This is a genomic window from Microseira sp. BLCC-F43, from assembly GCF_041929235.1.
Classification (GTDB): Bacteria; Cyanobacteriota; Cyanobacteriia; order Cyanobacteriales; family Aerosakkonemataceae; genus Microseira.
Genome location: NZ_JBHFNP010000001.1, coordinates 1 through 10,921, shown reverse-complemented (window position 1 = coordinate 10,921; position 10,921 = coordinate 1). Strand labels below are relative to the sequence as shown.

Genomic DNA, 10,921 nt, shown 5'->3' with positions numbered 1-10,921 from the left:
AAAAACTGCTCAGGATATGGTTGGTATGGGTGACAAGCACCAAGTAACTGAGGAGCCGGATGAGGTGAAAGTCTCACGTCCGGTTCTGAAGACGAGTCAGAGAGGTGACGCTCTGGCTTAGTTCAACAACGATGCGTTAGCTTTTTGTCAAGCAGCTTACCGCAGAGGAGAGAAATATCAAGGAGAATCTTTCCTCCAAAAACAATTTATTACTCAAGCAAAGCAGACTGAAGATAGACAGTGGTTGTCAGAAGTTTCTAATATCCCCTTGCAGCAATCTATCCGGGATTTAGGACAGGCGGACAAAAACTTTTTTAATTCTTGTACAGGTAAGCGCCAAGGGAAAAAAGTGAAACCGCCTAAATTTAAACTCAGAAAATCAACTCAATCTGCAAGGTTCAGAACTGGAGGTTTTAAAATAAATCAACACCAGGTATATTTAGCTAAAATTGGTTAGATTAAAATTGTATGGAGTCGTCCCTTACCATCCGAACCTTCAAGCGTCACTGTAATTAAAAACGCTGCCAACAGATATTTTTTGAGTTGTGTGGTAGAAGTAAATCCTGAAAAAATGCCAGACAATGGACAAGCAATAGGAATTGATTTAGGGATGCTCGACTTTGCCACTTTTAACAAGGTCGAAAAAGTTAAGTCCCCCAAGCCTCTCAAGAAAAAGCTGAAGCGATTAAGAAAACTTCAGAGGCATCTACCCTTGAAAAGAGAAAGGAAGTAAACGGCGTGAGGTTGCTAGGAAAAAGCTGGCAAGACTTCACGCTAAAATATCTGATACCATAACTGACTTTCGACCTAATTTATCAACTCTAGTTATTCGCGAGAATCAAACAATAGCTTTAGAAGATTTAAACGTCAGCGGCTTGATGAAAAACCGTAAATTAGCTCGTGCTATTTCCGATTTAGGATGGCGCAGTTTTCGGACTATGTTAGAAGCTAAAGCCCAAATGTACGGGAGAGATTTACGGATAATTAACCGATGGGTTGCTACCTCTCAAATCTACTCCTGTTGTGGTGAAAAAGGTGGCAAAAAAGAACTGGATGTCAGGGAGTGGACTTGTCTGTTTTGTGGCACAACTCACGACCGAGACATTAACGCTGCCACCAATATTTTAAAAGTCGCGGTCGGGCATTCCGAGACTAAAAACGGACGTGGAGGAAGGCGTAAGACTGCTGTTAAAGTAGCAGCATCCTGTGAAACGTCAACCCACCGAGAGTATGAGCAATTAAGCTTGTTCTAGTAGGAATCCCCGCCCGTTTCACGGCGGGGAGGATGTCAAACCTCCCGACTCTAACCCTATCGGGTACAGAGCTGGCTTCCTGAAATCACTTTCAAGAGTTCCTGCGTCTTCGGGTGGTAACTAGGCATTGCTGCCCCCGTTCCTTCCCCTCCACAGGCAATTTGCTCCACCGTCTGTCCAACGGCAGAAAGACCACGTTTCACAATCACCTGACCACTGGCTATGTCTCTAGGTTTAACCGAGCCACACTCATGGCATTCATGAAGTCTCACACTCAGGTCTTTTTTGACGTATGCTCCACAATCGGGACACTCTTGAGATGTCCCACTGGCATTAACCTTGCCGTAGTAGACATCTCGTTTCCAGCAGACCCAAGGCAATACTTGATTAACAAATTGACCCAATGCTGCATCCAATGTGTGTTTTCCCAGCATTCCTTTAGCCATGACTCGGAAGTCCAAATCTTCCACAAAAATCATGCCGGATCGGTCACACAGTTTGTGTGCCAATTTCAGGTGAAAATCGCGTCTACAATTAGCTATTTTTTCATGAACTATGGCTATCTTTTGATTGAGCCTACGACGGATCGCCGACCCCTTCTTCTTATTTCTCAATCTGCGTTGGAGCAATTCCAGCTTCCTGTGCAGATCGTTAAAAAAACGAGGACGTTTAACTTGTTCTCCATCAGAAGTAGACAGAAAATATTCCAGTCCGACATCAATCCCAATTGCCTGTCCATGGGGCGGTACATCGGGAAAGAGTACGTCAATCTGCAACGCCAACATCACGTACCAACCCGATGCCTTACGGACGATTATAGCCGTTTTCAGCCTGAATCCTTCAGGAATAGGTCGGTGCAAGTTGATTGTTACCAGTCCAATCTTGGGCAGCTTAATCTGATTCCCTTTGATAGCATCATTGCTCATTTGAGGAAACAAAAGCGATTTAAACTGCCCGAACTTTTTAAAACGAGGAAAGCCGTATCCTCTTTGCTTCATGAATGCAAAGGCAGAATCAACCCTGCCAATCACATCCTGAAGCGTCTGAGAGTATACGGCTTTGATTTGTGGACTGGTTTTCTTTACCTCAGTCAACGTTTTTTTGTTTGTAATAATCAGGATATAACCTGTCTGCCCCGATGATGTATTCGGATTGAACAGAGCAGGCATTGACATCACATTTTCTGGAATTAATCCAGTCTTTGCGCTCTCGCACCGCATAGTTATACACACGCCTACAAGTCTCCAGCGATTCGAGCATCTGGAGTTCCTGTGGGGCGCAAGGATAAATACGGTATCGATAGGTCAATGTCAGCATAAACCCATCGTAGGATATAGGATACTCTTACTCCCTAATATTTCTAGGCTGACTGCGGCAGCGAAGTCAGCCTTGGGGGTGGCTGTATCCCGACGCTCAAATGACGAAAGGTACTCGCCGTCCATGCTCGAGTCCAAGTCATGGGAGAGCGCGGTTGCTCAATCACCCCCAAACCCCCGTCAGCTAACTTTTTTCGCTCCCAAGCTTAACCAATGAATATTACAGGACAAAGCACGATCCAATGGTATCCAGGTCACATCGCCAAAGCTGAAAAAGACCTGAAGGAACAGCTCAAGCGCGTTGATGTCGTGCTGGAAGTACGCGATGCCCGCATTCCCCTGACCACGCAACATCCCAAAATCCAAGACTGGGTGGGTAGCAAGAGTCGGGTTTTAGTTCTCAATCGCGTCGATATGATACCGCCCCAGATGCAGCAATTGTGGACAAAATGGTTTCTCTCGCAAGGAGAAGTGCCATATTTTACCGATGCTCAGCATGGTAAGGGCGTTGCGGCGGTGACGAAAGCGGCGTCTGCTGCGGGGGTGGAAGTGAATCAAAAAAGACGAGATCGCGGTATGTTACCCCGTCCGGTGCGCGCGGTTGTCATAGGCTTTCCTAATGTCGGCAAATCCGCGCTAATCAATCGCTTATTAGGAAAAAGAGTCGTCGAAAGCGCCCGTCGCGCTGGCGTCACCAAACAACTGCGCTGGATTAGAATTTCCGACACGATTGAATTATTAGATGCACCCGGAGTAATTCCCGCCAAATTGGACGACCAAGAAACAGCGGTTAAATTAGCCATCTGCGATGATATTGGGGAAGCATCTTACGACAATCAACGAGTCGCTGTCGAGTTAGTAGAATTACTCAAATATTTGGAGGCTGTCGCTAGTAATTTCTTACCTGAATCTCCCTTAAAGTCGCGGTATGAATTAGATGCCGTAGATATTACAGGAGAAGATTACCTAGTCGCGTTAGCAAAATTAAAATATCAGGGAGATGTGGAACGCGCCGCCAGACAGTTATTGAATGATTTTCGCACGGGTTTGTTAGGGAAAATTGGTTTGGAATTGCCACCTGGTTGAAGATTCTGGAAGATTCTGGAATTTTCCCTCGGTTTCTAGACTTCCCTTAAAAATTCAGCTCCCTGTCCCCGAGCTGGCTTTTTGGTCAAAAACGTTATATTTTTGCAAAGAACATGGGGAAAACTAGATTAGAGCCTTGTTTTGACCTATGGATGCTCGTTGGGGTATCGACCTCAAGGTTGGTTAGACTGGGGTCGTAGCAATAGTTGCGTGGGAACGCAAAGCTTAACCTATTATGGCTCATCAAGGTGTTTACGCAAACAAAACCAGATGAAACAAAACAAAGAGTATGACCGAGCTTAAACTGTGCCTATACATAGAAGACAATATCGAAAAAACCGTCACCGTCAACCAAGATGAATTTATCCTGGGTCGGTTACCCGACTGCGATTTATACTTGCCTTACATTGGAATTTCCCGACAGCAAGCCCGCATTTTTCAAACCGCTGACTGCGAATGGTTTATTGAGGATATGGGAAGCAAAAATGGTACGATATTAAACGGAGAATTCCTCACAAAACCTCACAGGCTGAATAACGATGACATGATTGTAATGGGAACTATTTACCTGCGAGTATTCTTATTAAATTGTCAGAGAGTTACTCAAAAAAATACAGATATTCAATCCGAAGAAATCACAATCATTCGCAATGTCCAATACCTACAACAACAGTGGATACCTTCGGAACGCCAAGGTCAAGCGACGATTAGTCAAGAACTAGCCATTGTGCGGTTAAAAGACTTGTTAGAAATCGCCAAAAAACTCAATTCTGCTGCATCTATAGAAGCCATTTTTCAAGCGGCACAAGCGGTTGTTTTCCGTTACATTCAAAGTATTGATCGCTTAGCGTTATTAATTGATGTCAGCGGTGCGGGTAAACTTTCCTTGTTGAATGCAGCTGGCAGAGACATTGCCGCTCGTCAATCTTTAAAAGATAATCGATCTTGGATTAGCCGCACTATCTGTTACAAAGTTTTTACGGAAAAAATTGCCCTGCAAACCGCAGATGCCCAGCGAGACGAAAGATTTAAAAACGAACAAAGCATTATAGACAAAGCGATTCATAACGTTATGGCGGTTCCTCTATGGAATGAAAATAACGTTGTAGGCGTTCTTTATGCCGATAGCTATAATAAGTTTAATGATTCAATTGATCAAAGCGAAGAAGATCTCAGCTTTTTCTCGACCTTAGCCAACCTAGTCGCTGCTAGCGTGCAACGTTGGTTGTTGACGCGCAAACTCAGAACCGAAGAAATTAGTCGGCAAAGACTAGAGCGCTATCTCTCTCCTGCGGTCGTACAACAGACGATGATGGCAGGAACTTTAGAAAATGGTCGCTTAGCGCCTCAAGAAAGCGAAATCAGCATTTTATTTGCCGATATCGTTGGATTTACTGCGCTTTCAGAACGCTTGAGTCCGGCTGAAATTGCCGAATTACTCAATAGCTTTTTCGAGGAAATGTTGCAGGAAATTTTTGCGGCAAATGGCACCCTCGATAAATTTATTGGAGATTGCATCATGGCTTTTTTTGGCGCGCCAGAACCGCAAGAAGACCATGCAGAACGCGCTTTAAATGTTGCCAAAGCAATGCTCGAACGGCTGGCAAATCTCAACAACGATCAAGTTTTAAGCGAACCGCTGCAATTGCGAATAGCAATTAACAGCGGTAAAGCGATAGTTGGAGATGTAGGCAGCAGTCAACGGGTCGATTATACCGTCTTAGGAACGACGATCAATTTGGCCTCGCGCATCCAATCAGTTTGTTTACCCGGTCGATGCGCTATTAGCGAAAATACTTATAATTTGCTGCTACCTTCCCAACGATTGCTGTTAGATGATATAGGGGAACACCGTTTCAAAGGAATTGAACGACCTGTGAGGATTTATCAAACAGTTAAGCGCGGCATTATTGATTAATTATAATCAAATTACAAGCGATATATTTCATCTCCTATCTGCACCAGTTTTCCCACTTCGTAACTGGGTAGTTTTGTATTGACGCTTAACCGATAAAAATGATTAAAACGCGATAGATTAACCCAAGATGGTAAAGTTTCTTCGCGCTTTTGTGAAAACAGTTTTTGAAAGTTAGGATAACTTTCTCCTGTTTGGGAATTGCGCGTAGGAACAATGCACCGCTGACAGGGATTGATTCCTTCAAACAGTACTTCACCGATTTTAAATTGGACCATCTCACCGTCATCTGCAAATAACCGATCTTCCCAAAAAGGAGGGACGCCGCTAATTTCGATATTGGCGCGTAAGCGTTGCCGCATTTCTGCTACAGTAATTCCGGGAAACCAGGAAGCAACTTCTTCTAACGTAGCGGTACTGATAATCGTTGGCCCCGACGCAATGGTATCATCTGGAAAGCCAGTCAGCGAGTTTCTAGCCAGTTGGACAGAAAAACCGAAATAGTCGCTAAACCAAGCTTCCAATTCGGTGCGGTTTTCTGCCAAATCAAAGACTCGTTTTTCTTGTTTACCCTCGATTTGCAGGGTGACGGTTTTTCCTGTCTCGTCCCAGAATGACCGCAACAAATGCACTTTAGCATTGCGCTTGCCATTTACAAATCGACCCTGGGCATCTAAAATAGCAAACTCGCGATCCCTCTCCAATGCCCCACTCGCTAAAATCCTTGCCCGATTTACCCCCACTCCATCGAGTGACTTAATCGGGTAAATCAAAATACCTGCGATATATGCCATAATTCAGACTTTTTTCAGCCAATCCGTAAACTTTCTTATAAGATTTTAATTTATTTTAAAAAAGCAAAAATTCAACGTAATGTAAAATACATAACTTGGTAAAATAAACACCTATCCCAAGCATGAAAAACTAGGGTGTGTGAGAGAGAGATTATGAGTCGAATTAATGGTTTTATTGGTCGGAGGAATCTGCTAAAGTTAGCAGGTGCATCGGGACTGGGTTTAGCAGCGACTAGCGCCGGTGGATTTCTCTGGGGGGCACAGCAAACCGTTGCTCCCCAATCAGCTCAAGCGCAAGGAAGACCGCGACCGCCAGCAATCGATGCCGATACAGCGCTGAAAAGACTCCTGGAAGGGAATAAACGGTTTGTAGAGGAAAAACGTCAAAACCTGCAAGCAAAATTGCGCTTACAAGAAACGGCGGCAGCTCAGTATCCGTTTGCTTCCATCCTGGGGTGTGCCGATTCGCGGTTTCCGGCAGAAATTGTCCTAGATCAGGGACTGGGGGATTTATTTGTCGTGCGCGTAGCTGGTAACGTCGCCAGTCAGACAGCAATTGGCAGCTTGGAATTTTCTACCGCAGTATTGGGGACTCAAATAATCTTGGTCATCGGTCACGAACGATGCGGCGCAGTCGCAGCAGCGGTAGAAGGCAACCCCCTACCTGGAAGAATCGGCGTTTTTGTGGAAGAAATAAAACCCGCCGTGCGACGGGTAAGAGGCAAAGCAGGCGATGCCGTTGACAATGCGGTGATAGCCAACATTCAATATCAGGTGGAAAGGTTGAAGGAAACCTCGACAATTTTGTCTAACCTGATGCGGGAAGGCAAATTAAAAATTGTGGGCGGTCGTTACGATTTGGATACTGGGGAATTACTGATTGTGACCTAAGAGGGGGTTTCAAAAGTAGGGGCACGGCAGGAATCAGATCAACGCGCCTCACCCGCGATATTGATCGAGTAGGGGCACGGCAGGAATCAGATCAACGCGCCTCACCCGCGATATTGATCGAGTAGGGGCACGGCAGGAATCAGATCAACGCGCCGGGTCCGCGATATCGATCGAGTAGGGGCACGGCAGGAATCAGATCAACGCGCCGGGTCCGCGATATCGATCGAGTAGGGGCACGGCAGGAATCAGATCAACGCGCCGGGTCCGCGATATTGATAATGCCGTGCCCCTACTCAGTTAATTTGGTTTCGTAACCGGCGGGTTTTACCAATAATTTTGCAGAGAAACCCGGTTTCTTGGCGTAAGTCCTGTGAAATAAACCCGCCCCCCAGATGGGATCGCGATGCACCCGGACACGATATCATTACTGCTGAACATATTTGGGATTGTGAATTTAAATCTTCACAATTTCCTCACATTGTTTTGCTAAATCTGGGTTGGATCTAAAACCCGCGATCGCAGCGAGGGGATAGTTATGATTACTTCTACTCAATACTCCATCGATCTAATCAAGCAGGAAGCGCGTCAACTGGTCAAGCGCCGACTGGTTTGCCGTCAGCAACCAATTTATACCCTTTGTCAATATATTCCCGCCCGCGAATGGCCTTATATCGAATGCGAGTTAGAGAGAAACGACTTTTTGCTGAGAGACCGCATTATCGACCTTTTGGGTCGCGAAGACTGGGAAAATGACTAAACAGAGCATCCCCTGATGGTCTGTTAAACTCTCGCTTTAGGAAGGCTTTCAGCCCAAGGGGGCAAAGCTATGAAAAATTGTAAAATTTATTCAATAAATTTAAGCTGAAATGCAAAAACCCTGGGAAATAACGACAAAAAAAAGATGATTTTAACCTCATAATGATATATAGGCGAGTTTTTTCACAGAGGCTGTTATGCCTTACGTATGCGAACTAGGCAGAGGCCAAAGAGTCTACCTCGATAATCAGGGAACCCAGACAATTGTGACAACTGCTAGTAGCAGTCCGGGACAGCAACAACAATCGAGTAGCAGTTTTACCACCGGAAGTTGGACTGCACCGCCTGAAATATACCAGATTCCCAACGGCGTTACGGTCAAGATTACAACAGAAGCAGGCTCTCGCTTCATCCAAATTCAAGGCAACAGCATCAGCACGACTGCTTTTGCACCTTCCTTCACCAGTTCCCAGCAGCTACAAATACAGCAAGTAGATAGCACAAGCGCATCATCCATGCCGCCGATGCAACCAATGCAACCGATGAAACCGATGGAAGCGATGAAACCAATGGAAATGCGGATGGGCAACATGGAAATGCGGATAGGTTCCTCAAGATCTGTTTCAGAATCTACCCCAGGGGAGAGGCGCTTTTGTCCGCAATGCGGTAGCAAAGTGGAATTGAGCGATCGCTTTTGTTCCAGCTGCGGTCATCGCCTGATTTAATTTATAGCTGTAGGGGCACGGCAACCTAGATATATCGGGTAGTTTAACAAAATTACTCATGCCTTACCCCTACAACAAACGCCAGATAAAATTCTTCTCAGGGTCGGTTAAATATCCAAAGTTAGGATACAAGCTCTAGATAATCAAACAGACTCAACTATAAAATTACTCGTTTTTGATAGTTGTCCCACCGCAAGAAGCGATCAAAGAGGGACTCCAAACGATAGTCATTACGACTTCAACTGAATTTGACATAAGGCAAAGTTTTATAAAGAAATCCAGAAAGTTGCTCAGCTTTATTGAAGACATCTACCTAACCGTTTCATAGCAAATCCGGTTTAATCAACCTGTTAGCCTAGCCAGGGTTAATAGGTCAATTTGAATTGGCTAATTGACCAAAATATCATCGTTGGCGCTCTAGGAAAATTAGTCAAAAAAAAGTGAAATAAAAACCGGATTTGCCCTCGGGAGTGGTGTAGTTCCTATTCAGTCGAATAATTCAAAAAAAGAATCTTCGACGGATATGCGAGATAAAATTCAGGAGATAGACAATGTTACGAGTTACCATCGATGTGTTTTCAGGGCGTCCAAACCCTTCCTGGCTATTAGATGAGAACGAAGCCAAAGAAGTTCTCAAAGAAATTGCCAACAATCGAGCGGTAGTTGCCAGTACCGAATCTGGGTATCAAGGTCTGGGATACCGGGGAATTTTGGTTGAATTAGTGACCGATGATACTGTGGAACAATATAGCCTTCCCACAGTTTTTAAGATTGCTAATGGGGCATCGCTTTATGAATCAAAGGGGCTGGAAATTGCCGAACGATTGATTACCGGCATGTCGAGGGCTACAGCGGTAAGCAGTTTCATGGAAACTCCCCAACTTTTGGAGGAAGATTTACAGCGACAACTGTTAGATCATTTGGGTAGTTTGCCCAGAATCGAGCAACAGAGTGAAGTAGATGGTTCCGGTGCTGGCATAATGGAAGCCGAACCAGCCGTGACTTGCAATATTGAACTCGGCGCATTTAATCCCGGTTTTTGGAACGCTCCGGCTCACGTGAACAAAAACAACTGCTATAACTATGCTACGAACCGACGCACCGATACCTTTGCCCAACCAGGCAGGGCAACTGGAAAATATCCATACCCGATGAATTGTGCTGCTGTCACCGCAGCGGCATTATCGGATGGGGCGCACAAACGCTTTGATTGTGTGCCGGATTCAGAGAAACCCCGCTATCTAGTTGCAATGGTGGTTGCTCCGGGGGTAGATTATCACTGGTATCGCAAGCAAAAAGAAGGTTTCTGGGGTCATAAACCGGGCGGTACTCCTGCCAAGAACACCGATAACAGCGGTAAAATAATTACCAACCCCGAAACATGCGATCGCACTTCTGGATGGCCTAGCTATACCAACTTCTGCGGCTACTTCTACACCGCAAAAAGCATGAAAGTCAATTAACGACTGATATCATGTCCAGCGATATCTCTATCCTATAAAAGGCGGCGGGGCGGGTTGATCTAAAACCCGCCCCTACTCCAGAAAAATTTGTGGAGGAAAAAATGAAATGGCTCAGCCGATTCAAAGCAATTCCTAAAAAGATTATAGGTGTGACATTGCTACTGGTTGTGGCAATCTGGGGATGTTCTACAACAGCAATAGGAGATGTGCCAATGCAAGTAGAATTAGATGTATTTAGCGGCAGACCGAACCCGTATTGGAACTTAACTCCCCAAGAAGCGAACGAATTTATTAGCTTATTGCAAGCATTACCCCAAACCCAAGCACAAGGTGCGGTAAAAGAAGGACTCGGTTACCGGGGATTGATTGTAACAGACCCCGATCAAACGATTGCGGGTTATGACCAAATAGTAATATCTAATGGCGTGGTCGTGGCTCGACGGGACAGTCAATTAAGGCAATTTCCCGACAAAGAACGCCGTTTAGAAAGATGGTTGTTCCAGACTGGTAGAGGTCGGTTAGATGTGGAGTTATATCGTCAAGTAGGTCAAGCGGCGCAGTTGGAGTAAGACCGTTAGTAGTAGGCACTGAAGTGCCGCAAAGTTCGTAGTAGGCACTTCAGTGCCGCAAAGTTCGTAGTAGGCACTTCAGTGCCGCACCGTTCGTAGTAGGCACTTCAGTGCCGCAAAGTTCGTAGTAAGCTGCGTAGCAGCCGTTCGTAG

The 10,921-nt window shown here is 45.3% G+C and carries 13 protein-coding genes; 10 read left to right on the top strand and 3 right to left on the bottom strand.

The features are described from left to right. Positions 1 to 244 precede the first annotated feature (244 nt). From ACE1CM_RS00065 to ACE1CM_RS00055, 3 genes are all read left to right on the top strand, one after another. Positions 245 to 457 (top strand): hypothetical protein, encoded by a 213-nt coding sequence (locus ACE1CM_RS00065; RefSeq protein WP_374875370.1) that lies wholly within the window; start codon positions 245 to 247, stop codon positions 455 to 457. 114 nt (positions 458 to 571) lie between these two features. Further along, positions 572 to 733, top strand: coding sequence for a transposase (locus ACE1CM_RS00060; protein WP_374875372.1), 162 nt, complete (start codon positions 572 to 574; stop codon positions 731 to 733). Positions 734 to 758: 25 nt separating this feature from the next. Next, positions 759 to 1,253 (top strand): RNA-guided endonuclease TnpB family protein, encoded by a 495-nt coding sequence (locus tag ACE1CM_RS00055; RefSeq protein WP_374875371.1) that lies wholly within the window; start codon positions 759 to 761, stop codon positions 1,251 to 1,253. 56 nt (positions 1,254 to 1,309) lie between these two features. On the opposite strand, the gene ACE1CM_RS00050 is transcribed toward ACE1CM_RS00055, so the two are convergent. Next, positions 1,310 to 2,428, bottom strand: coding sequence for an RNA-guided endonuclease InsQ/TnpB family protein (locus ACE1CM_RS00050; protein WP_374875369.1), 1,119 nt, complete (start codon positions 2,426 to 2,428; stop codon positions 1,310 to 1,312). Continuing rightward, complete coding sequence (locus ACE1CM_RS00045) at positions 2,340 to 2,570, bottom strand: helix-turn-helix domain-containing protein (RefSeq protein ID WP_374875368.1); 231 nt, start codon at positions 2,568 to 2,570, stop codon at positions 2,340 to 2,342. The genes ACE1CM_RS00050 and ACE1CM_RS00045 overlap by 89 nt, the downstream gene beginning before the upstream one ends. Positions 2,571 to 2,782: 212 nt before the next feature. Here ACE1CM_RS00045 and ylqF point away from each other — a divergent pair, with 212 nt between their 5' ends. Next, positions 2,783 to 3,655: a ribosome biogenesis GTPase YlqF gene (gene ylqF, locus ACE1CM_RS00040; protein ID WP_374875367.1), complete on the top strand. Its 873-nt coding sequence runs from the start codon at positions 2,783 to 2,785 to the stop codon at positions 3,653 to 3,655. 289 nt (positions 3,656 to 3,944) lie between these two features. Continuing rightward, positions 3,945 to 5,573, top strand: a complete 1,629-nt coding sequence (locus tag ACE1CM_RS00035) for an adenylate/guanylate cyclase domain-containing protein (RefSeq protein ID WP_374875366.1) — start codon at positions 3,945 to 3,947, stop codon at positions 5,571 to 5,573. Positions 5,574 to 5,584: 11 nt separating this feature from the next. On the opposite strand, the gene ACE1CM_RS00030 is transcribed toward ACE1CM_RS00035, so the two are convergent. Continuing rightward, the gene (locus ACE1CM_RS00030; protein ID WP_374875365.1) at positions 5,585 to 6,364 is read right to left on the bottom strand and encodes an MOSC domain-containing protein; all 780 of its coding nucleotides are present in this window, start codon (positions 6,362 to 6,364) and stop codon (positions 5,585 to 5,587) included. 153 nt (positions 6,365 to 6,517) lie between these two features. Between ACE1CM_RS00030 and ACE1CM_RS00025 the strand changes: the two genes are divergently transcribed. The 5 genes from ACE1CM_RS00025 (at position 6,518) to ACE1CM_RS00005 (ending at position 10,768) form a co-directional block, all read left to right on the top strand. Continuing rightward, on the top strand, positions 6,518 to 7,255 hold the full coding sequence (locus tag ACE1CM_RS00025) for a carbonic anhydrase (RefSeq protein ID WP_374875364.1): 738 nt from the start codon (positions 6,518 to 6,520) through the stop codon (positions 7,253 to 7,255). Positions 7,256 to 7,790: 535 nt separating this feature from the next. After that, positions 7,791 to 8,012, top strand: coding sequence for a DUF4327 family protein (locus tag ACE1CM_RS00020; protein ID WP_226576333.1), 222 nt, complete (start codon positions 7,791 to 7,793; stop codon positions 8,010 to 8,012). Between the two features lie 196 nt (positions 8,013 to 8,208). Then, entirely contained in the window at positions 8,209 to 8,736 is a 528-nt protein-coding gene (locus tag ACE1CM_RS00015; protein ID WP_374875363.1) for a zinc-ribbon domain-containing protein, read from the top strand. A gap of 551 nt (positions 8,737 to 9,287) precedes the next feature. Next, on the top strand, positions 9,288 to 10,199 hold the full coding sequence (locus tag ACE1CM_RS00010) for a hypothetical protein (RefSeq protein ID WP_374875362.1): 912 nt from the start codon (positions 9,288 to 9,290) through the stop codon (positions 10,197 to 10,199). Positions 10,200 to 10,300: 101 nt separating this feature from the next. After that, the gene (locus ACE1CM_RS00005) at positions 10,301 to 10,768 is read left to right on the top strand and encodes a hypothetical protein (protein ID WP_374875361.1); all 468 of its coding nucleotides are present in this window, start codon (positions 10,301 to 10,303) and stop codon (positions 10,766 to 10,768) included. Positions 10,769 to 10,921 lie beyond the last annotated feature (153 nt).

Coding starts and splice junctions, on each gene's coding strand:
- ACE1CM_RS00060 (WP_374875372.1), top strand. CDS start 572: ATGCCAGACAATGGACAAGCAATAGGAATTGATTTAGGGATGCTCGAC.
- ACE1CM_RS00050 (WP_374875369.1), bottom strand. CDS start 2,428: ATGTCAATGCCTGCTCTGTTCAATCCGAATACATCATCGGGGCAGACA.
- ACE1CM_RS00045 (WP_374875368.1), bottom strand. CDS start 2,570: ATGCTGACATTGACCTATCGATACCGTATTTATCCTTGCGCCCCACAG.
- ylqF (WP_374875367.1), top strand. CDS start 2,783: ATGAATATTACAGGACAAAGCACGATCCAATGGTATCCAGGTCACATC.
- ACE1CM_RS00035 (WP_374875366.1), top strand. CDS start 3,945: ATGACCGAGCTTAAACTGTGCCTATACATAGAAGACAATATCGAAAAA.
- ACE1CM_RS00030 (WP_374875365.1), bottom strand. CDS start 6,364: ATGGCATATATCGCAGGTATTTTGATTTACCCGATTAAGTCACTCGAT.
- ACE1CM_RS00025 (WP_374875364.1), top strand. CDS start 6,518: ATGAGTCGAATTAATGGTTTTATTGGTCGGAGGAATCTGCTAAAGTTA.
- ACE1CM_RS00020 (WP_226576333.1), top strand. CDS start 7,791: ATGATTACTTCTACTCAATACTCCATCGATCTAATCAAGCAGGAAGCG.
- ACE1CM_RS00015 (WP_374875363.1), top strand. CDS start 8,209: ATGCCTTACGTATGCGAACTAGGCAGAGGCCAAAGAGTCTACCTCGAT.
- ACE1CM_RS00010 (WP_374875362.1), top strand. CDS start 9,288: ATGTTACGAGTTACCATCGATGTGTTTTCAGGGCGTCCAAACCCTTCC.
- ACE1CM_RS00005 (WP_374875361.1), top strand. CDS start 10,301: ATGAAATGGCTCAGCCGATTCAAAGCAATTCCTAAAAAGATTATAGGT.